Raw genomic sequence first — 25918 nt, 5'->3', positions numbered from 1 at the left:
CGGATTATAGAACGCCAATTTCTGCCAAAGCCTTGTTCAATTCGATAGGAAGTGGTTCTTCGTTTTCGCGTCCTTCTGGCAAATCGAGGGGCGCGTCTTCGGGTTTTAGGTAACGCCATCCTTGAAAGGGGCGTTTCAAGCTGCCTTGGGTGCGTATCAGTTTCGGGTCGCTGACAATGCTGCAGCGTCGAATACCGTCCGATCCAATGTATTCATCCAGCCGCAAAATCTTTTGACGGCACTGGATTACGCCTTTGATGACCCAATAGATGGATCCTCCGTTCAAAATTTCGGCTTCGCGTTTGGGCCACATGCGGGTGACGTGTCGGGGGCTGCCATCGGGGGCTTGTGCCCTCTTTGTGGCTTGCCACGCGGCCAACCCTTCGACGTTTTCGGTGCCGACAGACAGTTTGATGATGTTGATGTGGCTGCTCACGCGGGATGCTCCGAAAGTGGTGTGGATATACTATATATAGCGTTTCGCTTCGCGTCACCCACAATTTGTTGCGAAAATTCTAGAAATTCCTGTGGCGCTTGTGGTATAGATGGTCTAATCCAAACCTTCGTCAAGCCACCAATCAGAATCGCCGACCTTAGAGGGATGTCCGTATGACTCGTTTCGCAGCACCTATCGCCGAACAAATTTGGGATATGAAGTACCGCTTCAAGGAAGCGGACGGCACGCCTTTGGATACGACGGTTGAAGACAGCTGGCGCCGCATAGCGCGGGATTTGGCACGGGTCGAAGACGACGCTGACCATTGGGAAAACGTTTTTTACGGAGCATTGGAAGACTTCAAATTCTTGCCAGCTGGCCGCATCACAGCGGGTGCAGGCACAGCACGCAAGGTGACGTTGTTTAACTGCTTTGTCATGGGTACCGTTCCTGACAGCATGGGCGGCATTTTTGATATGTTGAAAGAGGCCGCGCTGACCATGCAGCAGGGCGGCGGTATCGGATATGACTTTTCCACGATCCGTCCGAAAGGCGCGGATGTGCACGGCGTGGCGGCAGACGCATCTGGGCCTTTGTCGTTTATGGATGTGTGGGATTCTATGTGCCGCACGATCATGTCCGCGGGCTCGCGCCGCGGCGCTATGATGGCGACCATGCGGTGCGATCACCCCGATATCGATGATTTTATCACGGCCAAATCAGACGCGGCACGGTTGCGCATGTTCAATGTGTCGGTGTTGATCACCGATGACTTTATGGAAGCGGTAAAAGCCAACGGATCTTGGGATCTCAAATTTGACGGTAAGGTCTACAAAACGGTTCAGGCGCTGGATTTGTGGAACAAGATCATGCAGTCGACCTATGACTATGCTGAACCGGGTGTGATCTTCATTGACCGTATCAACGCTGCCAACAACTTAAGCTATTGCGAAACTATTGCGGCGACGAACCCGTGTGGCGAACAACCTTTGCCACCGTATGGCGCGTGCCTTTTGGGATCCATCAATCTGGCCCGCCTGGTGTCTGACCCATTTGGCGATTCGGCCAAACTGGACGAAGATGCGCTGACGGAACTGGTCGCAACGGCTGTGCGTATGATGGACAATGTGGTCGACGCCTCTAAATTCCCACTGCCAGAACAAGAACGCGAAGCCCAAAACAAGCGCCGCATTGGCCTTGGTGTCACAGGGTTGGCGGATGCGCTTTTGATGGTTGGGCAGCGCTATGGCTCTGACGAGGCGGCGCGTCAAACGGAAGACTGGCTGCACGCGATCGCCCGCGCCGCATATCGGGCGTCGGTCCAGTTGGCACGCGAAAAGGGCGCTTTCCCGCTGTTTGATGCCGACGCGTATCTTGCATCCGGCACCATGCAAATGATGGATGAAGACGTCCGTGCCGAAATCAAGGAACACGGTATCCGAAACGCCTTGCTGACGTCTATCGCGCCCACAGGCACCATTAGCCTCTATGCGGGCAACGTAAGTTCCGGCATCGAACCGGTGTTCGCCTACGCCTACACGCGCAAAGTGCTGCAAAAAGACGGGTCACGGACCGAAGAAGAAGTTGTCGATTATGCCGTGCAAATGTGGCGCGACAAAATGGGTGATGCGCCTTTGCCCGACTATTTTGTCAACGCCCAGACGTTGGCACCCTCGGATCACGTTAAGATGCAAGCTGCCGCCCAGAAATGGGTCGATTCCAGCATTTCCAAGACCATCAACTGCCCCGAAGACATTAGCTTTGATGAATTCAAAAATGTCTACATGCAGGCTTGGGATACCGGGTGTAAAGGGTGCACGACTTACCGGCCCAACGATGTGACAGGGTCTGTCCTGAGTGTAAGCGACGACACCGCAAACAAAACGGATCAAACGGCCCCCGAAATCGTCACTCACGATGACGCAGAGCCGATGCAACCGCACGGCGACGTCATCTACATGCAAGACCCATTGGACCGGCCTGAAGCCTTGGAAGGCAGCACCTACAAGATCAAATGGCCTGACAGCGAACACGCCATCTACATCACTGTGAATGATCTTGTGACCGGCGGGCATCGTCGCCCGTTTGAAGTGTTTATCAATTCCAAGAATATGGAAAATTTTGCGTGGACCGTTGCTTTGACACGCATGATCTCTGCCGTATTCCGACGCGGCGGAGACGTATCGTTTGTCGTCGAAGAGCTGAAGGCCGTGTTTGACCCACGAGGCGGGGCCTGGATGAACGGCAAGTATATTCCGTCAATTCTGGCGGCGATTGGTGGCGTTATCGAACAACATCTTGTTGCAACGGGCTTTATCGCAGGCGAGGGCATGGGGCTGAAATCGGATCCACAGGCCGAAATCATCGGCATGGACCGACCCAAAGGCAAAGCCTGCTCAAGCTGCGGCAGCTACGAACTGCGCATGGTCGAGGGATGTATGACATGCGCAAGCTGCGGATATAGCAAGTGCGGCTAAGAGGTTTGGTGGCCGATTCTGGAGCGACAGATAAGGTGACATTTCAAACTGCTCAATAGCCATGTTTTATGGGGCTTGACGAAACCGTCGACTACTAAGTTGCCACTTCTCGACCGACAAGTTGCAATTCTCGGGACGAAGCAATGCTGCCCACGAATTGAAGCGCCACTACCAACGCAACTCACGTACTAGTAGGATCACGAACCAGGTTACTGCTTCGTACCCACGTGGGACAGCTTGTTGAAGGAAAGAAGAGGTAACTTACTACCGCTTTTCGCGGCCACCCAAGCTTCCCTTGATCACATCAATCTCGCCCTGAAGATGCGATCCACTGTAGGCGATTGATGTTTCATGACGGGCGTAACGTCCCTTTCGGTCCGCACTCAGCCAGTTGTAAGAACCAATGCAAAGCTGATTGGCATCCACAATGACGATCTTGCTATGCAGTTGGCGGACTTCGTGAATGCGGACACCCACTTCTGTCAGCGCAGCCTTTGCGATGTCGAGTTGTGTCGTGCCATCATCATTCCGTGACTGGTTAAGGAGCGGATCAACAAACACGTCGATCTCAGCTCCCCGATTTGTAGCTTTCTGGAACGCATCGAGCAGACCAGCGCGTTTCATTGTCGAGGATATGACCCACGGACTGACGATAGTAAACTCGCGCGCTGATGACGACAGCGCCTCGATCAGGAAGCTGTCATGCTCTGCCGCATCTCGCAATGTCTTTAAGGATTGATCCGAGATCTGAAGGTCAGGTCGCGGTTGAGCGGCAAACTCTAGTGAAAAACCTTTGGGAGAGAAGAGAACCTCGGCCAACACTGCTCGGGGCGTTCCTTTGGCGGCTGAGGAGAAAACGTCCATATCGCCAAACACAAGGAAGCTGTCTTGCGCACGAGAGACGGTCACATTCAGGATGCTGGGCGACATATCGATGAATTGCCCGTCAGCGTGTTTCGAGTAAACGGGCGAGAATATGATGATCGGTCGCTCAGCACCTTGCAAAGAATGCACATTGCCAACTGTCATTTTCGAGCTGATACCCTGAGCAGCGCATGCTCCTTTGATTTCTTGAACCTGGCGTCCAAATGGCGCGACAACACCAACGATGTCTTCCAGTTTCTTATCATATTGCCGTTCAAGGTCTTGGCGGTTTGCCGCAAGCCAGCCAGCAATCGTTGCAGCTTCGGTAGTGTTGGCGCGACTGCCGCCATAACTCAAAGCCATACCGTCGATATGCAGATAGCCCATTGCCGGGACAACGCATTCTTTGGTCGCGCTACCCCGCTTAGGTTGGAGCATCCCCTTGTAGCAAAGCGTATTACAGAAGCTGATGATTTCGTCATAGCAACGGCGATGCTCAAACAAGTAGAGGCCACGCTCCAGGTCCGGATACGGCTCAAACGAGCATGCTTGCTGAGCTAACCGCATCACACTGCCATCAACACTGCGCATACCCGTATTTGAGACTTCGGTCAGATCAGCTTCGGTATAGGTGTCTTTCAGAAATCCCAGGTTCTGCAGATTACCAATATCTACGGCACTGGAAACGGATGATATCGGCTCAATCTGTTGGGTATCTCCAATAACCAGAGCCCGCTTTGCCAGTGCGAATGATGGCGCAGCTACTTCGGGAAAGACTTGCCCCGCTTCGTCGACGATCAATAAGTCGATGAAGTCGAACATATGTCCGGTCTTCCAATCGCCGTCGGATTTGAGGCCATATGACATATTGCCCGGAAGGCTTGCAAAGGTAGATACGGCGCAAGGCGTCAGCATCATACGGCGGTGCCAGCGTGGTTCGACCGTTTTTAACCCGGTCTTTCGGTGTGCTCCGACAATCTCATTGAGGTTCGCCTCCATTTCGAGCAGCCAGCGTCCCTCCCAATAGTGGCAGGCAAGCCGAAAGAGGTAAAAACGCGTGTGGCAATCTGCAAACTGATCAACAGTCAGTGCGCCTGAAGCTGGTACTGATGGCGCACCCAGATTTTCGATTGTGCTGGTCCAATCATCCCGGGCCTGATCCAGGTCCTTCATCGCAGCCTGTGCCTCTCCATGGTCATGACGAGCGGCAACGGCCACGTCTTTAGCCGATCGCAGAGCCTCTCGCAGCGAGGTGCCGATGCTTGCAATCGAACTCGAACTTTTGCTGGAAAAGTCCATCGTGCAGCCAGCATCTTCAAGCGCAACACGTGCCTTCATCAATCTCTTTCGGGCAACAGGAGGAAGAAAACTGAACAAGGAAAGCAAGACAGATTCATCAGCTTGGTGTTTGATCCAGCGGGACTCCCAAGATTTGTGGCGTTTATGCGCTGCCTCGCTTTCATGAGCGGCCTTTTCAAGCTGGGCCGAAGTCGTAGCCGGGTCATTGCCCAGCAGGTCAGCGACTTTAGCCGTTGCTTTCTCAACCCATGTACGCGCGTCGTCCACACTGGACAGTTTGGAAACCTCGGCAGCAATTCGTTTTCTCAACTGAGAAACGATGCTTGCGACATCTGGGTTTTCAAGATCGGGAAAAGCATTGTTGCCTGAGGTCAGATACGCCTCTTTGGCACGTTCAAAATAGACATCGTTTTCAAGCTCATGAAAGAAGCGCTCTGTCTGATACTTCAAAGCCGCTTCCGCTTCTTTGGAACGCGCTGGAAGAAACAGACCGTAGCTCTTTAGATCAGGCAACCATCGCCCTGCAAATGGCCCTTCACCTTCAGCAAAATCCTTTCCGAAAGCATCGATGATATTTGTGACAGCCTGGTTGTTACTCGATGCCGCGACGATGATCGGCGGTTTGCCCTCTTCGAGCGCTGCACGAACCCAGGCATCGGCGATAGCGGACAAAAGCATCGTCGTCTTGCCCGTTCCCGGTGGGCCGTTGACAGCAAGAACATCCCCATCTGTGCTGGTTGAAAGGTACGAGAGAACTTGACGTTGATGGTCCGCCAGAGGAAACGCATCGTTGGCATGGCCAAGGCGATTGGCGAAGTTCGCCTCGGTCTGTGTGGAAAGTTTTTTTTGCGCTGAAGACGGAACCGCCAATTGTCCTAAAAGCGGGGTCTCAGGTTTATCTTCGATGAGACTATCATATAATTTGATGACCTGCGCGATGGTGGCAGCTGCATCTCCTGCTACCTCAATGAATCCGACACCTGCAGAGACGTAGTTGTCGTCGTTTGCTGGCCACCCTGGTGACACGGCATCAAGCATTTCGCGGCAGTGACTCAGATATTGTGACCAGATCGGAGAGTTTTCGTCCGGCGAGAATGGTGTAGCCGACAAGAACGTATCGAAATCCTCAATGCCGCCTAGCGAAAACTCATCATTCGGCAACGGCGTAAGTAGGTCCCGCGCAAGCACATTTCGTGATGGTCGAATATTTCCTTCTCGGTCAACTGACGCCTCGGTAACGACAGGAGCAACGAGTTCGGGAAAACCATTTGATAACGTCGCACCATGGGACTTCATGCGGGCGGTGACCATCGGCCAAAGTCGGACCGACATCAGCTTGGTATCAGGTTTCTCTCCCTCAAAGACCTTCTCAACTTGGTTCTTTGGCAAAACACCGGTGCCCAGAGTGTCTTTGGACAGTTCAATATAGTTTTTCCGATCACGCTGCTTGAAGCGACCCTGCCCCAACGCGCCATCAGCGAGAGACGCACGCCAATACTTTAAGGTTTTTTGTAATTCTTGCTGCATGATGCTCAATCGCTGTTTTCGCTAGAACGAATTGATGGTCCAGCGTAAATCAATTCCTTAATACAAACACATGCCAATGCGATCAGCAACGCGATCACGCGCTTATGTTTAAGATAATTCATTTACCAAATTCACGTCAGCGCGGCGGAAAAAACGACCACGACACCTGGAAGGAACTGGCAATTCATAAATCCCTTTGCCCTTTAAGCTATGGCTTAGTGCGCGCCCAGAGATCTGCCTCTCAACTGCCAAGTTCCTGAGGCTAACGTATTCTTCTGAGAAGCGATCGACACTAGCTTTGGTTACATATGAACGAATCTTGCGTGATGTACGGCAGCGCGTTCGAAACTCATCAAAATGCCCCTCTCGAAGAAGAAATGCGACAGTCGCGCCACAGACCCCGAATTGCTTTAACAACTCTTCCCGCGTCAGCGCGGCTTCTACAGCTTCATAGGATGGAAGCCCCTCAAAGACCTCTTTTGGATCGACCCGAATGGCGTCAAAAGTTCGTAGGCCTTGCATTAGGCCGACAATCTGAATTTTTCCTGACACAAGCAGCTTCACGACTTCTGCAATACCGCAAACTGACTGATTGGCGGCCTTATAAATGGGCACCAAACTGTCGTCTTCCTGTTCTATGTTGCATCCATTCTGACACAGCGCGTCCCGAAGACGACTGAGGTCATGTCGGCAATACATGTACTGCCCTCCGCATGCTGGGTTTATCGGCGAAATCAACCCAGCGTCCTGCAGGCTCATCAGGTGCCGCCATGGTAGCCCAAGGAATTTGAGGGCGTCCCTCGTGAGAACCGCATTCGACAGCCTACGCAACATCTCTTCGGCAGGCTCCGCTTCGATTTGGATGGAATTTGTATCTTCAGGTCGCGGAATCAGACCGGCGGCAGTCAGCACACTCGCGACTTTTGTTGGATGTACCCCGGTTTGGTCGGCAGCCGACTGTAGAGAGTGAAACCTGCGCTTCACACATAGCTCTCCAAGCAATTTGTCACCGGGATGAACTACGAAGTTTTCTAGAATGACCTCCCTCAACACATTGCGAACTGATGGAATTTTCTGACCCATTTTTCCGTCCATCAGGTTGAAGAAAACTCCAAAAACGCGCCGTGTACCCGAACGACCTCGCTTGTTTATCAAGTCGAGCAAGGTGGCACGCAAAGCGTCGGGCCCATCTGACAATACCGCAAACCCGATATCAGCTAATCTCGCCAGTTCAGATCGGGCGAGATACTTTGCCGACGTCACTCCTTCGACGGCGCATCCCAGCCTCTCACTGGTGCGGGACACAACATACGCGTCGGAATTGCCCAGCCAAGAGCGATCAGCGTCCCCGGATAGTAAACTGATCGAAAATTGGTCGACTTTGTTCGGCGCTGGCGCGATCAAATCGACCAACTGGTCTCTTGATATCTGAGATCTCTTGAGCCGTGCAGCAAAGTCATAGGGAAACCAGCCCTTTTGTCGCTCCGGCAATGGCACGAGTAAAAGACCGTGCTTCGGACACGTGCGTACGAAGTCCAAATACCAAAACACGCGAGGTGCGGCGAAGTACAATTCACGATCGATAGAACTATCTAGAATGCACTTAGGACAAATATGCTGTGTTTGAATTTTGATGTCTTTGTTGGGAAATATCTGCCCTCCTAGACAACGGGTCGCCCGTGTCTCGGTGCAAGGTGTAAATCTGGTCAAAGCCGAAACATCTGTCCCAGTGAGATCAGACAAGTGTTTTAACGTCTCCGCATCCCCCTGAGCCAATTTCAGGGCTGACAGCCCAGTCAAACCGCAGAAGGACCATAGACTATTGCAACCGTTCAAAGCTGCTATTCGGGAGGCATATGTCACCGCTGGTTCATGCTCACCGACCGGAAGAGTTAGCCCAAGTCGCCCATACTTCACGACGTCACCCACGCTTTCTTCGGGCCCTTCTGTTTAGTCAACTTGCCCTCAAGAACGACCCGCGTGTTGATCCCTTGGTAATCACTTGCGACAAACGGATTTGCGCCATTAACAGCGCCAGTACGATCTCGATAAACGTCGCGAAAATCATCAACACCGAGCCGTAGTCGCTGAGCATCAAAGACCCGCTGAATGGCTTCCAGGATAAACTCAAACACCAACCCTAGTTGGCATGATGCCGAAAAAATGAGCCTTGCTAAAAAGTCGTCCATATCGGTAGGTCTCTGAAGTTCCAAACCTGCCGCACTCAAATACTGGGACAAGATATGTTCGACGTCACTCAGGTCAGTTTCGGGTACGAGGTTCTCAAAAAATACGGGTGGGACCCTTCGCCCAAGTTGAAAATCGCTATCAAGAAAATCGGCTAGAACAGTGTTCCCTGACAGTATGACAGAAACTGGCCACTTCTTGCATTGCGTCAGGCTCTTAATTGTATTGATAACGCTGGTTGATTCCCGGCCAGATTGGTTCAGGATAAAATCCTGCGCCTCATCGAAATGCAAAAAAGTGACCTTATGCATATGGAGATGATGCCGCACCAACCTCCATATTTCCGACGCGTTCGGATCCCCAACGACCTGAAAGTTAAGAGCTTCAAGTGTTGCGATACCAGTCGATTTGAGTGTTCCAGGTGAAGGTGTCTCGACTGTCACGAAGGAACCGACACGGTCATCAGGGGCCCCTTCCCGGGGCCCTTGATATTGGTTCTTAATCTTCGCAAGCGACTTCGACTTTCCAGCACCAGAAGGGCCGATCACTGAAAGCCCTTTTCGTTCCCGTGGCTCTCCATCCCTAATTTCCGCGCGTCGCTGGCGCGCTAGAGCGGCAATTCGTTGCTCGAGATCAAGAAAACGGTCGTGCCGCACAAACAGTTTGCTGAGTTGCACCATACGATCCGCATTACTTTCGAGAACTTCCTCCTTGCTCTGTACGTTCATTTGTCGCCCTCCAGTGTCCAATTGGACGGGAGATCCGAAGATCTAGGAATATCTGTCGCAGGCGTTTCTGATTTTGGTGGTTCATGACTGGATTGACCTGTGGGCGTACCTGAAGCGAAGATTTCGCCAACATCAGGGATTGGCTCTGGATCGCTCCACGGAATGACCTCTTCCCCGCTGAAGAGCTCTTCTTCCAGCTTGTTGATATAGTCAGCCGTTAACCTCTTAGGGGTAAGCCCAACCAAGGCAGCTGCGTCCCCATTGATTTTCCGGATCGACGCAATCGCTCTTCGAATAGCTGGGAGGTCACGCTCGAATTGCTCCTGACCCTTTCGTTTTCGCGCCAAATTCGCACCAGACCATTCTTCCGAGGTGACACCCTCAAGATCAGGGATAGTAGAATAAGCTGCAACCCACGCGTCGTCGACCTGAACAACGATCCAGCTAATGTCATAGGGGTCCACACGTAGGTTGACGTCGCACATATAGTGATCAACGAAGAACTTTCTGAGTTTGGGACACGTATATCGAATTCCATTCACAAGAAAGCCTGTCCCGTCAACTCGACGAGTGAGTGCTTCTCCAAAAGCCGCACGCATCCGATAGCCATCTGGCGGTGCGGTTGTCCCTACTTCTTTGGTAAGTTCTGCCCATTTGACTGATGGGGCCGTGTAGCCAATGCCAGAATGAGGGGTCCTGTGATAGATATCGACAACATACCAAATCAAGATGCGCAAAAGCTGCTCAGGTGTTAACGCCGCCGTGGAAGCCGGGTCGACATCGCCCCGTTCAAAAATGTTCCCAAACGTCCGACCACTCATCATTGGCGTCAATTTAGTTGAAAAAACACCGAACAGCCGTTCATTGACCCCCCTTAAGGAAGGGGCCGCAGCACGATTTCTCTCATAAGCAGCTAGTGCGGCCAGCACGGCGGTTTCGTACCGATCATTTGCAAATTCGCTTCCCTGATCAGACACGACCATTGAGAACCCGCCCCCTTCGACCCAATCAGAGGTTGTGCCAACGGCATCTGATATTGCCGTTTTGTCGCGGGTTGCCATTTCGAGGACACGCACAGTTTCGTCAGCCTTGCCGCTCATAACAACGCGCAACCCAACAACGCACCGTGTCGCATGGTCAATTACGACGTACACCCAAACACGTTTTCTAGGAATTTTCTTCAGGATTTCAGGAGGCAGCTTACTCGCAATGCCAGAATCCCGAAGCAAGATCATGAAATCTCCCTTCCAGCCATCCATCTCAAAGCGTTCGCACGGTATGAGCGTTTCTAGGCCAGCCGAAGAACTCATGAATTGACTACGCCCACGATCAATCCCTTCACGCTCACACGTTACAAAAAACGGTGGAAGATCTGAGATATACCGCTCGATTTGTCTACTGCACGGTCGCCCCAGCAGATTTTCACCCGCCTCTGCTCGAATTTCGTTCAGATCATCAATTGCCCACTGGGTTTCTAATGCCACAGCATTTGCATAGGGCCTATCGGGCGAAGCGTAAGCAAGAATTTGGTCATCAATGAAGGCATAAGTTTCGTCGCAGAACTTCCGATTCCAGTTGCCTGAATTACATCTTCCGTCTTTGAGACTCATCGGGTCGCAACCCGACTTCTCGTACTTTCTGACCCATCTGATTAGAGTGTCGAAAGATGGCCCGAATGTGATTTCAACTTTTTGGCCCGTTTGCCGTTTCTTATGCTGAAATTTATTACCGATACACCTCTTCATCATTTCGACATCAAGCGCAGTGATGAACGCTGCCGAACACAGAGGCGTTCGCTTTACATTCCCAGCATCCTCTTCAGTCAGCCACCTTTGGACGCAAAACAACCGATGGCGGATCGTTTCTTGCTGCCATGGGGGAAGGTTCGTAATCAGTTCTTCCGTGCCGACGGCCCGGAAGCGCGCTGATTTTTGAGAGTAATGCCCAGGCCAGATTTTGAAATGCGGCGCTTTCAACAATCGCCTGAGCTTCTCATGTGGTATGGTGTCGAAGATCTCGGGGTCTTCTACACTGCGAAGTACAACACCCTCGGACCCGTGTGTGAACGCCCTCCAGTTTGAGCCAAGGTAGTCGACCTTGTCGTGGGGATAAATTCTGAATATCGGTGCATTTTTCATGCGATGCTCCCCCCTTTGACTACAAGGCTATCTCTGGTCAGGGATGCCGCTTTTAGTCTGCGGATCTCGCCGCGAAAAACCGTGCGGTACGCTGCGCGGAAGCCTCGACCGGCAAGGTCAGTCTCACGAACAAGCGCGCCTATCGTGGTTTCTCCTGCCAAGCAGGTTATTACACTTTGGACGGCATCATCTGCTTCGGGGTCTGGGTTCTTACTAAACTCATGCACACGACGGGCGTCTGCAACGAACCATTTCGGGCAGCTTTTCTCAGTGAAGAGGGAGATTTGGTTTGCAAATTCCGGCGGTACGAACTGCGCGATATGCTTCAACTTCAGCTCTGTATTTCGCCTTTGGGCGATCGCAAATGGTTTTGTTTCGACCAACACCTTGAAACCAGACTTATACTCGATAAGCGCATCCGCCGTATAAGCCACCTCACGACCATCCTCGCATGTGTACGTAACTGAACTGGGCTGGTCCCAGATATGAACAACCTCCGGATCAGCCATGGCGACAAACAAGCCATCCCCCTCAAGGTGGCTTTCGGTTTTCAAAGTGATGTACTTTTTCAGCTTCTGGCTAAAGAATGGGATCCCGCCCCGGCTGCTTTGTCGAGATCGCTTGCTGAGCTTTCTAGTTCCAGCGCTTTCTAACGGGATCTTAACGAACCCGAACGAGCAATCCACATAGGATTGTCGAGCACAAGGTTCAGATTTCGGTGTTCTTGTTGGTTGATCTTTGACCCGCAGGTCATCTGTTGGTGACGACATCATGCGCCTCCCTCATTTGCGTGAAAACAATAGCTAACGCCGCCGCAAAAAACGGCGTCGCAGCTTGACTTTTGGCGAATGAGAAGGGAAGTTCGCCTGAGGTGGCGTCGAAATCTACCTACAGAGAGCCCTCAATCGTCGATGACGAGAGAGGGTTTTCGCCTTCTCGGGGAATTGTTAACTATTCATCCGAGACCTCCATATTTTCCTGAATTGGGCCGAAGAGTTCATCGACTGGAGTGTCGAGTTGACGCGCGATGAACTTCTGGACCTCTTTTGAGCGACGGCTTCTATGAAGCACTTTGCTGACTAAGCTACGAGAAACGCCTACTTTTTCGGCTACCTCAGCCAAAGAATATCCAGCCATCTTTAACTGGTATTTCAGCGATTCCGCATCCGTAAGCCGCTCATTCATTAGCCGCCAGCCTCATTGGCAAAGTACAATATTCGGCGCACCATATTTAGTGTCACCGCGTGTACAGGATACGAATTACAGCGAGCCTTATAAGGGTGAATCGGATGAGACTCGACCTTTTATCGTTCCCCATCAGATACTTAGGTTAAATCTAAAACTACTATTAACATAGCAGCACTCTGCCAGATGAAATTTCCGTAAAGATAACAAGTTCATGCAGTTGTTCAGATCTGCACTACACTATTGTCCAGAGATCTGTCCGAAACCAAGAAATCTTGTTGGAACCTCGTCCGTCAGCCAAACGCCGTTGTCGGCACGAAAAAACTCGAACCCATCCTTGAACATCTTCTCAGCTTCGACGCGCAGAACAACTGGTTTTCCGTGTCGCTGGCCGACCCGTTCGGCTGTCTCTTGGTCGAGAGACAGGTGCACTTGCTGACGACGCCCAGAATTCAGCCCATCGGCGAAAATCGCATCGAGGTTTGCGGTTGCGGTCCCGTGGTAGAGTTCATTCGGTGGGCGCAGCGCCTGCAAACCAAGATCCACGTCGATCGAATGACCTTGAGCCGCCCTAATCCTCAACCCGTCTTCGGACAACGTGAAGCGCTTCTTCTCATTGGCTTCGACGATTTGGATCAGTTCTTCACGGTTCAGCCTTCGATTGGCCTTTTTCATTTTTCGCAACAGCTGGTCAACTTCGACCCACCCATGCTTGTCGAGCTGAAGATCTATCTCTTCAGGTTTGTGCCGGAGCACAAGGCTCAAAAATTTGCTCTCTCTACTCATCAATAGACCGCACAGAAATGTTGGTTTGTCTGCCGTTATCATGGTGCCCGGCGTTTAGAAACTGTGGAGATTCTCTTATTAATGCCAACACTTGCTTTTTAGTCTTCCTTCGGACCCGGGATCAGTTGCCTTTCGCTACACCGCGCATGAACTAGTAGACAGCGGACAAAGCCGCCGCTCGCGGCGGCAGCGCCAATGGCCGCTTAAGGCCCGGCTCCAAAGGCGATACGTTGTGCGAGGAATTGGAACCTAGCCAAAGTTAGCCGTCGGAACGGAAGTGGGGCTTCGGCATCTGAATTGTCATGGAAAACCGGCTTTCTGCACGTCGGTTTCACCGATCCATATCACAATAAATAGAATTGCGAACGTCCTTGGCGACAGAATACTCCGTACTTATAAACAATCGTTAACGGATCGAATTTCAACCCGTGCGCCAAAACCGTTTTGGCCGACGGAAAATGGAAATTCGTTCAGTGCTGCTGATGGAAGAACCGACGTGCCATTAGTCAGGACATTTAATCCAGGCCAGCCATCTCTTATCCAAACCGTTCCCTTTGGCACGCGTGGTGTGACCTTTGCGCGGGCCAGAAAAACACCAAGCGTATTCGACAATTCGACTTGGTCGCCATTTGCAATTGATCGCATGTCTGCATCAGCCGGAGATATCCATAAATCAGCGACGTCTTCGCGGGCTGCAAGCGTCGGGATGGCACGGCCGTGATCGTAAAAGGAATGAAAATGGGCGAATGTCCGGCCATGGGTCAGGATAAGCCCATCGGCCTCACTGGTTTCTGCGGCAATCGGAAGCGGCGGCAACTCCATCCCATAAGCTCGATCAGAATAGAATTCAATCTTCCCAGTAGGCGTCGTGAAATCCAATTCAGGATAGGCGACGTGCGATATGTTCAAGGCCATCCGGCCTCCATTTTGGCGTAATGCCTCGACTGTGGTGTAATTCGTCGCAGGATGATCAAGCACTGCGTTCATGGCTTCTTCTTGATCTCCCCAAGGATAAACATCAGCAACGCCAAGCCTATCCGCGAGCCCCTTATATATTTCATACGCGGGCTGTGCTTCACCTGCTACCGGTAGCGCTTTATCGGTTAAGTGGATATATGCGTTTGTCGATTTCGCGCCTATTTCCTCAAGCCAAATCGTCCCGGGCAATACAATATCTGTGGCTTCGCGGATCATCTGATTGGGAAAGATATCATAAGAAACCACCAGCTCGGCCTTGGCGAGTGCGGCGCGGACGCGATTGGTGTCGGGAAAAGACGAAAGGACGTTAGACCCGATCGAGACAAAGATTTTTATCGCACCACTTTCAAGCGCCTCAATAATTGCCTCCATCTGGTTTGGTACGTAATCACCAGGTTTGCGACGATCATGGGCAGAAAAATCTCTGAATCCTGCGCCGTGGCTGCGTCCACCGTGACGCGGGCCGATCCCACCGCCGGGTTGACCAAAACTTCCGTTCAGAGCGGGCAGACATGAAATCGCACGTGCCGCATTCCAAGTATTGTCGCCCTTATGCATGGACGACCCGCCTATGACGATCATTACGGCAGTTGTCGCGGCGTAGCTTCGAGCCAAATTGATGATCGTCGCGGCTGGAACGCCTGTTTGAGCTTCGCCCCAGTCTGGTGTCATGGGCTGCACGTGGGTCTCCAACGCCTCAAAACCTATGGTATTCTTAGCCACAAAGTCTGTATCCAGAATCCCCTCCGAAATGATCACATGCATCATCGCAAGGGCAAGTGCTGCATCTGATCCCGGCCTCACCAAGATTACCTCATCCGCCAACGCCGAGGCTTCAGTCCTACGAACATCGATGACCACAATACGAGCACCACGACGTTTGGCCGTTTCAACATGTTGAAGTGTAGAGGCCTGACTAACAGTATTGGCACCCCAAATGATGATTAATTCTGAATTGGCGCTCAGGTCCTCTTTGGTTGACGTTTCCAGCGCACCGGTCATGCCAAGTCCAAATCCACCCATGCCCCAACAGATCATTGCCGGATTCCAAAACTGGCAACCATAAAGATTTGCAAACCGATCCATCTGTGAGCGTTTCAAACCAAAGGCGTAATCATTCGCAAAGTTACCATGTCCTTGCCAAAACCCCACCGCCTCAGGCCCAACCCGTTTCATATGTTCAGCGATAACATCAAGAGCCCCGTCCCAACTCGTTTCGGTCCAGCTATCTGATCCGCGCGATTGCCGTGTCAAAGGTTTCAGCAGTCGACGTTCATTGCCCACGATCTGATGTGCCGCTTTGCCACGCATGCACAGGAAACCCTTACTGTCGGGATTGGTTACGTCCCCTTCAATCGACACAAATTTACCGTCCACGGTCGTCACCTCCATCCCACAGAGCGTGGGGTGACAATTCATTGGGCACATGGTCTTCAAGATCTGTTGGTCTGGCATTTCTATTCCGTTCTTCTGATCTTCATTTGGACGATATCACATCGGCGGGGCATTCGAACGTGGAACCTAGTGTGTCAAATAGAACTCGGCAACGATCGAGGCACCCGATGAACCCAATCTCGGCGACCAAAAGCGAAATCGCTGGCAGGCCGACCTTTATCGCTTCTCTTAATGCGGCTTTCATCCCGGTTTCGGCAAAGCGGCGCCCCGGCGTTGAATGATGTGAAAAGGGAACCATTATAAGTCGATTTCTGGAAGCCATCTTCCCCGCCCCCCCCAACTGGACATTCGCTGCAGCACAGAAAATCGGTAAATTGGGCTCATCGAAGACCTTCGCCGCACGATGATCGAATGGCCTGTCTCCGTCTTGGGGCGAAAATCATGATATTTGTAACGACCCGAAGCAGTCATCAAAAAAGGCTTTTGGACTTGTGCATAAATCAGGTGAGCAACACTTTGCCTAGTGAACGCTCATGGTTTTCGCCATTGAAAGAAGCATAGATGATCAGGAGCCGTCGTTCGCAATACTAGCCGTCTTTTATCTTACCCAAGTTCGCCGCTTGTTGGACCCAGCCCTCGAGACGTATTTCGGCAGTCACATCACTGTAGCCCTTTTGCAGGGCAAAATGACGCTCGAGCGCCTCTTGGCGTCCTAAACTGATACGTTCTTCTAAGGCTTGATTGGTCCCGTAGTTTTTCAATACGCGAGACAGAGCGTCCCAAGTCTGGAATAAGCGGCAAGGTTCGCTTTCAAGCTTTTCAACCTGCGTGGAAATAAAAGTGCACATAAGGAGAGCAACATTTTCCTTGTCGGGGGTTCCATTACTTTTGATCTGGTCAAAAATTTCTTCAATTCGGTGAAGATCGACTATTGTCTTGATGTCACGCGGATAGAGACTGATCAACCGATCCGCAAAACGGTTATTACCTAGCCATTGTCGCGCATCGCGCAGATGGTCAAGGACGCCGTCCGAAACGGCATCAATCCGTTCGAACATCGCATCAAGCAATCCGACATCTTCGGCCCGCTCTAAAAGACGTACCCAGCTTTTGTCCCTCCAAAACCCATTACAGCCCAGCTTGTACTGTAGCAGTAAATCGAACGCCTGCATCAGCGCGGTTTCAGGCAGCTCATCAACAATGTCGCGCAACTCGCCTTGACCTCCAGAACTGGCCACCTCGGTGAAGCATTCACCAAACAGGGGGTGGTCTGGACAAGCGGCAATGGCGCGGACAATTTTTGGCCAAACAGGATTGTCAGAATGATGAGTTCCATACCACCAAAGCGGTTGCGGATCACCTCGGTACATACGTATGCATGCCGCCAACAAATCGGTCCCGAGGGCGGTTTCAATGTTTTCGGCATCTTGCTCGAAGAGATGAGTATCGCCACACAATTGCCCAACGAGGACCGGTGGAGGTGCACTGCTTGTCAGGACGGTGGCACAAAGCCAAATTGCGTCAGGTCGCTCTTCTGAAAGGGCCTCAGACAGCAGGGCCTGTTCTTCGGCGACGAGTTGATCCCAGAATCTAACAAGCCATTTGACGGTGACGGTGCGCGCACCAGTGTCCGGAACACCAAGCAGATTCTGAAGTTGAATAAGTCGGCGGTCTGGAGACAGAGCAAAGAGGAGTGGCTCAATGATCGAAAGCTCGTATTCGTCCAACATGCTGAACGGGAGCCGGCGAAGCAAACGGTACGCCCAAGCCTCTAAAGTTGGAGCCAGCACTTCTGAAGGCGATGCCTCAAGTGCTGCATCCAGTACCGCATTGAGGCGGCCGTTTCTAAACGCCACCGACAACGGCAAATGCGTTATTACAGTGGGCATGAGGTCTGCGAACAACGGCCATGGCGGTGTTTCACCAAAATGTTCAATTCGATTGAAGAGAACGAGCTGATTGAACAGGACACTTGCGCAACCGACTGATGATGCTTGGGATCGTAGCGTTGTCGTCACAGCTTCGCGCCGAGCAATGTCGATTTCTTCCCAACTGTTTGCCACGCTTTTTAGGATTGCTGTGCCAATTGAGGGGGCACGGTCATGAGCCAAGGTTTTTAATATATCTGTGTCTCCTCCGCGAGGCCGCGCGAGCCAGACACCAGCGGTCGTCGCCCGGATGACTGCTTCATCCGCACTCAGCAAGCGTCGGCAGACGGCTGCAGTCAATGCTTCGGGATCAAGTTCAAGCGTAAGAAGAATGCGTCGACTAAGTGCTAAATCGAGGTTGACGGGCTCCCCGGCGTCAATCGCATCGAGGTAAGGCTGGATGTCGCTAAGAGGTGAGGTTTCTGCGAACAGCAGAAACTGGTCGGTAATAAAACCAACGCCGTCGTGTACATCGACGTTTTCGAGTTGAAGAGAAACGCGATCCGCCCATTCCGGCAGACGGTTGCGTTGCTCGGGTGGCAACTCGTCGATCAGATCCGCTAAGAGAGCAAAGCAGGCATCACGTGTTGCAGGGAAAAGCGAACGTAGCCCTTTGATTGCGATGGTTAGGATGGTTGGCCGCATATCGGGTGGGACCGCTGCGCGCAGCCAACGTAAGTTGCGGGCAGTCGCAAGGGACGTGCCCGCATTCGCACAAGCGAGACTGCGTTCGGTCTGTGCGATCAGAAGGTCAAGATCGGATGGAATTTCGGGCTGCAAAACTGCTTGAGCACCAGCACGCAGATAGGGATGAGTGAAGTTTAATCCTTTACCCCGAAAATTTAGAATACGTCGGCGCTGGAGATTATCCACCGCCAGCCCTTGCGCTTCGTCCAATTGGGGCGGGTTCGAATACTGCGGTGCCGGTCGCGGGCTTGCACCAAGCGTGATCCCTAAGTCATCAGCCAAACTAGGGCGTGCTTCACCACCATTGGCGACGAACGCCAGCTCGGGGATAGCAGCTTCTTGACCAGGGCAGTCGCAAGTGCTGCAGCGCAGAGCATTGCGCGATATTCTGGAGAGACATCTGCTAGGCTTTTCGCAAAATCAACCGCGTCACGGCGTGCTTGGAACAGGATCTCCGCTTCACCCGCGTTACTGGGAAGTTCGTCAAAGGTTTGGGCAAGATACGATAACGCACCCGGCTCCCGTAGTTGGTCGTTACGTTCGATGATCTTCGCGACCAGTTCGACTTTGGAAGCTGAAATTTTTTGATGTTCAGCGGCAGATCGCCAGACTATGTCGGCATGCGTGGGAGATAGTGTTGGAATTACACGCCATGGCTGGTCGCCGATTTTACATGCCTCGATCGAAGGGACGCCACGTGTTTGCAGCAGCACAGTGTCCGTTTGTGCAACGATCAGTCGTCTATTGGTCGGTAGGCGTTCAATGAGCTGACGCAGCGCAGCTAGGCGCGCACTCCCGCCAGAAAGCGGCTCTCTAGCGCCGAGCGGGTCATCAAGCAGATACACCCGCGCTGCACTGATCGGGTCAATGAGAAAACGCTCCGCCTCATCTATGTGGCTGCCGTTCGCCACTTCATAGCCGAGATGTTGTAGCTCCCCCCCAATACGCCGTGCGGTCCATGATTTGCCGGTGCGCGGTGGCCCAACGAGCAGCAGAGTTTTTTGATCCTGAAGTTGTTTGAATAGGTCTGCTTCGATACCGCGATCAAGATAATCAACCGGACGCACTTTCAGAGGCGCACGCTTTTCCAGTTCAACGCGCATCGCTGGGATAACATCCGACTGACTCCGCTTGGCGTCATTGAGATGGTCAGTCAGGCTGGCCAGAATTCCGCGAAGGGTAAGTGTATCGAAGCGTCGTCGTTGCAATGTGCGATGCAGACTTACCTCAACGGTTTCGGCGGTCTCACGTTCGGTGATAGCGAGATGCGCCAGCGCCTGAGAATAATCCGAAAGGGGGCGAGCGGCAAGTATCTGCGCATCGGCGTGGCGATCTTCCTGAAGTCTAGTCGCGCTTTCTGGAAGTGGTTTTTCACCAATTAACCTTACAGCTGCGAGAACCGCTTCGGCAATTGATGTGAGAACTGGGCGCCCTTTGGTAAGTTCTTGTGGGCTGCGATCAAGAAGGAGAGGTGTAAGACTGTCTGTGCACCGGGCTGACATAACAAACAGTGCTCCGTGGTTCTTCAAGTCCATGAGGCGCTCAATCAGAGAGCCAGTTCCCTTGCGATCCGGATAGTGAAGCAGATGCTCAACTAGCGTTTGTAAATCGACCTTCCCAGCCGCCCCCTTGACTTGCACTTCGAGGGTCGCTGTCGGGCGGTCTTTGTCCGCTGGCCATACAAATGTCGCGTCTTCTCGGCCTGCCTGTTCAGGAATCATCGAAACTGAGCCATCTTCCAGAGCCATGAGTGCTAGGTCCACGCAGACAAGGTCTTGGAAAGCAAATTTTTCAGGCGCAATTATAGCAATCGACATGCTGAATGAAGTACTGCGGGGAACGTGCACTGACAAGCGCGGCGCAGGAAAAAACTAATGACGCAATTTGTCCATCGCAACGGTCGCATGTCTTTGTGCTTTGCCCGATGGTCAAGAGAAATCTGAAAATGGACTGTTCGTTTGGGTCAATTCGAATCAGAAACAATTTAAATTTAGGAGCCGTAACTTCCAATCCAATCGGGAGTGGGCCCAACAGGGAATGACCACTCATAACCAGTCTTTTTCTTCAATCGGCCAAGTATCTTCGTAAGCCGGTCATGCATATGCGCATCTATAAAGGTGATGATTTCTTCCCACTCATCTCTGCCGCCAACGTGGAACCCAAGGGTCATCCGCACACCGACTCGGAAGCCGCCGTCGTCAAAATTAACTTCAACGCCACTCTGTTTGGTTTTGTGGGCATCATTGTGGGCATATCGTTTGTTGCGTAGCTCCATGATGTCATCGTGAACGAATTTCAAATGCGCTGGGATGTGGTTTCTAGATATGCCACTCGCACCATTGCCGCGTGAGAACAAACGGGCGTAAGTCACAATGAATGCTGTCGTCAGAATCTCCTGTTCCATCACTGCTTCTGCGGTGAGCTCGAATTTGGTCGTTCTCAAACGGTGAAAGATGTAACTGAGACTTGAGGTAGTCGGTATTGCATTAACGAGTTTGATAAGGCCCTGAATGTCCTTGTCTGCGATTCGAAGAACGTTTTGTCCTTGCTGCTTACGTGCCTCTGCGGCTTCACGGTATTCTGGCGGCAAATGGTGGAAGAGTGCCTCTGGCACATAGACAAAATCGTCATCCTCCCAAAGTTCTTGGTGTTCTGGTTCCATAGTCAATTGAATCCTCTTGTGCGCCAAACCTTTTCAGGAGGACAGACGATTTTCCAGCGCTACCAGATCTTCGTCATTGAGGTATAGCTTTCACCAAGCCAGGTCTAATCCTCTTGATATTTTTTCTTAAGGAAACGGCTTTGTTTCGTGAACCTAGCTCGTACACTACTTGCCAACGCATTCATGGCATCAGGTGCATCCGAAGATGCCCGATCCGAGTTCAAAGTCAGTATGTATTGTCCTTGTAGCGCCGGTGCGTGCTGAGCGATGAAGCCCAAACTCCGTTTTAATGTATCGGAGTCAACTTCGAAAATATTGTCATGTACCAGAAGCCCGAAGTGTCTTTCACCAGTCAACTCATTGGTTAATAGGCTGAAGTCATAGATAAAGGTTTTCTCTCGTTCAACGCTGTGACTTCCATCACTATCTATTCTCAGTGTGATATCAACGACTTGTGCTTTATCAACGGTTTCAACGTGAATTGCCGCCTGTCGATTGCCCATGACGAAATTGTGGATATCCAGAATTGTTCCTTCAAAGCTCAACTTTATCCTGTTTGCTTGATCAATATTGACTTGAAGCCGTTGCACTTCTGTATCTTTTTCCAATAGCTTTTCACGCCTTTGCGACACAGCACCGTCATGACCAGTAATAAAGCTACGTAGGTCAGCAAGTTGGTCAGCCTTTTCTTGATAGGTGGCGAATGTTTGCTTTAGCGCTTTGAGTGCGCCTCCCTGATCCAAGAGACGGAGCTTTTTCTGGTACTCTTTGTCCATCACCCTGAGTGCGTCTTTAACCTCTTTCAGGCTTCGTTCAAGGCTGTCTCGGCGCTTCCGTAGAACTTCATTTTGAAAACGATAAATCTTGGCTTTGAAAGCCTTCAACTCGTCGAAGTCCTTTGCAACCAGATCTCCCAAACCTGCCTTCAAATCATTGTAATATTCAGAGAGTTCATCAGTCGATATCTCAACTCTCTCGGCTTCAATTGGTTCAAGGCGAGATATTTTGTCCAAAACTATTGCTGATTGGCGGCGACGCTCGAGAATTGACTCGTCCAGTTCCTGCATTTCAGCTTCAAGAGCGTCATAGGATGCTGTGTTTTCGAGATTTTCGATGTCCTGTTCAATAATTGAAACTTCGGCATCTAGTTCGTTCAAATCAGCTCGAGCGTCATCGATTTTCTTCTGGCGCAGAAGCATTACGCTCTTTTCATATTCTTTTACCTTTTGACGAAGATCGGAAGCTTCCTTCTGCAGAACTTTGATTTTCTTGTAAGAACTGATGTTCACACCAAGAAGATAGAGATGAGGTGCGTAATCATCAGATATTTTGAGCGTGGTGTCGTATCCATTGATTATTGATTTAAATTCCGATCTTTCATCTCGGAGAAGTACGCCCAGCATCGATCTAAAAGAAGGGTGTGTGGCCTCACTTCCTTCAAATAGCAAGTTGCCTAAAAAAGACTGTGCATCTTCCAACTTGGAGAATTCAAAAAGGTCTCCATTCACCAAAATTGCTGGTCTGTTTTCCTCACCGCGCTTCCTTTTAATCGTTACTTCCTGACGGCCAATCAAAAGATCAACGCAGATTTCTACATCCAGTGGAACGACGACCTTAGGGATTTTTTTGACGCGTGAGGAAGAATATTTGGAAAGCAGAGCGAAGTTCAGAAATTCTATTGCAATGGATTTGCCAACTCCATTCGTTTTCGCGCTTCCTTCGCTTGGCTCCCCAAGGATCAAGTTAACTCCTGGTAAAAAAGGGATCGCATCAAAGACGGTAGGGTCGGAGTATAGCTTCCTAATCTGTAGCATGTTTACCTGCAGATACATGCACTCCATCGAACTCAATAAGGTCGGTGGCGTAGAGGAATGTCAGGGCAAAGTATATCACCTTTGGCGCGAACCATGGGCGGTCTTTCAGCTTCTCGAAAACATCAAAGAGTGAGACCTTTTGTTGGGGAGATTTCCGAACCAACTGCATGACTTCCATCCCGACCAAGGGAGGTAGCGAGCTCAAATTTTCGTTGCTTGCGAAAATGTTAGGCACTTAACTGCACCGGGTTTGGGAAAACATGACATTTCACCATCTGATCTAACATGAAGAAGCGCACTGCACCTTCATCTGAATGCTTGTTGTACTTTTGGAGGGCCTTAACATAGAACTCAACCAACTTTTCAAGCGCTTCCTTCGGGTCCCCTTCAGAAGCCATAAGTATGGCGTTGCTCTTTGTTGCGAGATGTAAACCGAGCCTTCGAACACGTGCGGAGCCAAGATCCCCTTGCTTGATGGTCTCGGCCAGTACTGCGCCATATTCTACAAAATGCAATCCATACTGTTCTAGCAGATAGTCAGCGTGCGAGCTGAAACGGTGCTTGATCTTCCCTTCGGGATCAGGCTCCTTCAAAACGCCTTTGCCTGCTTCATCGTGAGTTTCGTTACTTAGGATTTCCATAAGATCGATGAATGTACCGACCTCATTCAGCGGAGTCGCAACCTCTTCAAACTTGATACCAGCTTCTACAAATGAGCGGACAATACTCAAGTCGTCTTGAGATAGGTCGTTGGCGAGCTTGACCAGATCATCCCAATCCCAAACATCTTTTTTCAGGTCAATTTCGAATTCTGAGTTCGCGCTGGAGACTTTGTCAGCTTGATATTTCTTCTTTTTTGTAGCGATTAAGACGACCAAACGCTTGTAGTCATTGTGCAGACCATGTTCGACAAACTTCTTCACTGTCTTAGTGATCTTGGGTTTATCACTTGTCGAGGTAACCTGGATGCACATGGCCTGTTTTTTGTCACCCAAGTCAATCGCTGCCGCATTCCCTAGTTCAACATTCAGGTTCTGAAACTCACTGTTCAAGATCAAGTTCAACAGGTCCCTGAAAAAATTCTCTGAAATTACATTCAGGCTCGTCAAATTCTGAACAACAGACATTTCAATGATGTTTCTTAGATATGCAAACCGCTGAATAATTACGTTTATGTCCTGATCTCTCTGCAAACCCATAAATTAGCACTCCAACCACCTTGACCCGACAGTGCAACTCAAGAGTGAAAGCGTCAACCGTTTGCGGGCAAGAAGGGCGAGGGCGAAAACGAAGTGAGCTTATAAGATACATTAGGAGCATTTGTCGGAATTCGTGAATAGGCCTTCTAGATCCTCGAAATTCCAAAAACCCGAAGCAAGATCGCGGAAATGCTTTCTTACCCAGCATAAGTTGGGTTTCTTGTCGGACAAGTTATAGTTCACGCCGGACGGCACACAAACAGGCGAAAAATGAGCAAATTAGGATTCGAAGCTACGGACAGCTATCAGAAAACTTGCCCCTTCCCATCACAAGGCTAGAAGCTGTGCGAAGCCCTACAGCACCTATATCTGAAGCTCGAAAGACGTTCTGGGGCAGAAATTGCAAATTAGCTTTCAAAAAGCAGTAACTCGGCGTCAATAAGTGTCACCTTACGTGTCATTCCACACCGATGTGAATTGGCCCATAGTTTTTCCATTATTGCATAATGAACTTCCTTTAATTGGGGCATAGTGCTGAAACTAGGCTGATTTTATAGGTTGGACTTGCTAGACAAGTCCTCACCCCTATTGTGCTCAGAACTATTGAGAGCAACAGATGGCAAAATGGTACACGGCTGACCTACACTTCGGTCACAAACGCATAATCGAGTTTTGTAAGCGGCCATTTGCATCGGTTGCCGAGATGAACGCGAAAATAATCGGGAATTTCCAATCTCGCGTGCAACCGGATGATGATCTGTGGATAATTGGTGATTTTGCCTTCGGCCAGAGTGAGAGTATTTCTCAATTCGAAGGTTGGTTTCATGGTCTTCCGGGCCGTAAGCATCTGATCTTGGGCAATCATGACGATGAGGCGATAGTTTCGCTGCCGTGGGAGAGTGTCGAAGACATTGCGAGAGTTACCGATGGAACGCAGAAATTGGTTCTCTGCCACTATCCAATGATCACATGGGAAGATGCACGTGATGACGCGTTACAGCTCTTTGGCCATGTTCATGATCAATGGCCCGGAACACGCAACAGCGTGAATGTCGGTGTGGATCAATGGGATTTTTGTCCTGTTCAAATTGACGATATTCGCCGGAGAGCAGCGAAACTAGATGTAAATAAGCATTGGGAAGATGTTGAACACGGTAACGCATTGTAGTGATCGGCCTTTATGGGTCACTCAACAGCCATTGTTGGTCCGGCGACTGCCTCATTATAGTGGCAGACCATTTCAAATCGATAGGTTCAGGCCCGCACTCGGTCTTTTTTGTTGCCGGAGTTCGGTTCATGGTTCCAAATATGAGTTGACTCTCATACAGTTGTGAAAAGTTCAAATTGAGCACACACATCAGAACTGCTTTGGCCGCATTTTCCGGTCGAATCTTGAGGACAAAATTGTTTGATCAACAAGTTATGAGGGTGTCTGACGTCAGCGCTTATGGGTCCAAATAGGGCAAATTGCTAAGAGAGTGTTCTTGGCTCATCGTAGCCACTGAGGAGTGGATGATGAGAAAGACAACGAAGAGCCCTGGCGAGAAGATCGTCAAAGACATCAAGCGCGCGACGCGCAAGCATTATTCATCCGAAGAGAAGATCAGGATCGTGCTGGATGGCCTGCG

16 protein-coding genes are annotated in these 25918 nt (G+C 50.9%); 2 read left to right on the top strand and 14 right to left on the bottom strand.

All coding sequences use genetic code 11. From position 1 onward, the window contains the following. Positions 1-4: 4 nt before the first annotated feature. Positions 5-436, bottom strand: coding sequence for a DUF1489 domain-containing protein (locus ABJL60_RS12465; protein WP_108827442.1), 432 nt, complete (start codon positions 434-436; stop codon positions 5-7). A 173-nt stretch (positions 437-609) separates the two neighbouring features. On the opposite strand from ABJL60_RS12465, the gene ABJL60_RS12460 reads away from it, so the two are divergent. Continuing rightward, on the top strand, positions 610-2913 hold the full coding sequence (locus tag ABJL60_RS12460; RefSeq protein ID WP_348375810.1) for an adenosylcobalamin-dependent ribonucleoside-diphosphate reductase: 2304 nt from the start codon (positions 610-612) through the stop codon (positions 2911-2913). A 264-nt stretch (positions 2914-3177) separates the two neighbouring features. Here ABJL60_RS12460 and ABJL60_RS12455 read toward each other — a convergent pair whose 3' ends face one another. From ABJL60_RS12455 to ABJL60_RS12395, 13 genes are all read right to left on the bottom strand, one after another. Then, positions 3178-6603 (bottom strand): AAA domain-containing protein, encoded by a 3426-nt coding sequence (locus ABJL60_RS12455; protein ID WP_348376060.1) that lies wholly within the window; start codon positions 6601-6603, stop codon positions 3178-3180. Between the two features lie 108 nt (positions 6604-6711). Further along, a complete protein-coding gene (locus ABJL60_RS12450) occupies positions 6712-8466 on the bottom strand; it encodes a TniQ family protein (protein WP_348376059.1) in 1755 nt (584 codons plus the stop codon). Between the two features lie 50 nt (positions 8467-8516). Beyond that, positions 8517-9518: an ATP-binding protein gene (locus tag ABJL60_RS12445; protein ID WP_348375809.1), complete on the bottom strand. Its 1002-nt coding sequence runs from the start codon at positions 9516-9518 to the stop codon at positions 8517-8519. Beyond that, positions 9515-11656: a Mu transposase C-terminal domain-containing protein gene (locus ABJL60_RS12440; protein ID WP_348375808.1), complete on the bottom strand. Its 2142-nt coding sequence runs from the start codon at positions 11654-11656 to the stop codon at positions 9515-9517. The genes ABJL60_RS12445 and ABJL60_RS12440 overlap by 4 nt, the downstream gene beginning before the upstream one ends. Next, on the bottom strand, positions 11653-12429 hold the full coding sequence (locus ABJL60_RS12435; protein WP_348431227.1) for a TnsA endonuclease N-terminal domain-containing protein: 777 nt from the start codon (positions 12427-12429) through the stop codon (positions 11653-11655). Before ABJL60_RS12435 ends, ABJL60_RS12440 begins: the two co-directional genes overlap by 4 nt. Before the next feature lie 178 nt (positions 12430-12607). Then, positions 12608-12841, bottom strand: a complete 234-nt coding sequence (locus ABJL60_RS12430; RefSeq protein ID WP_348375806.1) for a helix-turn-helix transcriptional regulator — start codon at positions 12839-12841, stop codon at positions 12608-12610. Between the two features lie 240 nt (positions 12842-13081). Continuing rightward, on the bottom strand, positions 13082-13669 hold the full coding sequence (locus ABJL60_RS12425; RefSeq protein WP_348375805.1) for an RNA 2'-phosphotransferase: 588 nt from the start codon (positions 13667-13669) through the stop codon (positions 13082-13084). A gap of 351 nt (positions 13670-14020) precedes the next feature. Then, the gene (locus tag ABJL60_RS12420) at positions 14021-16033 is read right to left on the bottom strand and encodes a molybdopterin-dependent oxidoreductase (RefSeq protein ID WP_348502165.1); all 2013 of its coding nucleotides are present in this window, start codon (positions 16031-16033) and stop codon (positions 14021-14023) included. A gap of 554 nt (positions 16034-16587) precedes the next feature. Further along, positions 16588-18897: a hypothetical protein gene (locus tag ABJL60_RS12415; RefSeq protein ID WP_348375804.1), complete on the bottom strand. Its 2310-nt coding sequence runs from the start codon at positions 18895-18897 to the stop codon at positions 16588-16590. Next, positions 18882-20363 carry a hypothetical protein gene (locus ABJL60_RS12410; RefSeq protein ID WP_348375803.1) on the bottom strand — a complete coding sequence of 494 codons (1482 nt, stop codon included), beginning with the start codon at positions 20361-20363 and terminating at the stop codon, positions 18882-18884. Before ABJL60_RS12410 ends, ABJL60_RS12415 begins: the two co-directional genes overlap by 16 nt. A 242-nt stretch (positions 20364-20605) precedes the next feature. Continuing rightward, positions 20606-21277: a hypothetical protein gene (locus ABJL60_RS12405; RefSeq protein WP_348375802.1), complete on the bottom strand. Its 672-nt coding sequence runs from the start codon at positions 21275-21277 to the stop codon at positions 20606-20608. A gap of 104 nt (positions 21278-21381) precedes the next feature. Then, a complete protein-coding gene (locus ABJL60_RS12400; RefSeq protein WP_348431225.1) occupies positions 21382-23109 on the bottom strand; it encodes a DUF2326 domain-containing protein in 1728 nt (575 codons plus the stop codon). A 209-nt stretch (positions 23110-23318) separates the two neighbouring features. Then, complete coding sequence (locus ABJL60_RS12395; RefSeq protein WP_348375800.1) at positions 23319-24290, bottom strand: SMEK domain-containing protein; 972 nt, start codon at positions 24288-24290, stop codon at positions 23319-23321. A gap of 616 nt (positions 24291-24906) precedes the next feature. Here ABJL60_RS12395 and ABJL60_RS12390 point away from each other — a divergent pair. Next, entirely contained in the window at positions 24907-25458 is a 552-nt protein-coding gene (locus ABJL60_RS12390; RefSeq protein WP_348375799.1) for a metallophosphoesterase, read from the top strand. Positions 25459-25918 lie beyond the last annotated feature (460 nt).

The organism is Ascidiaceihabitans sp., from assembly GCF_039986515.1.
In the GTDB taxonomy this organism is placed as follows: domain Bacteria; phylum Pseudomonadota; class Alphaproteobacteria; order Rhodobacterales; family Rhodobacteraceae; genus Ascidiaceihabitans.
Note: the sequence above shows the minus strand (reverse complement) of the source record. Positions and strands in the feature narration are given on the sequence as shown.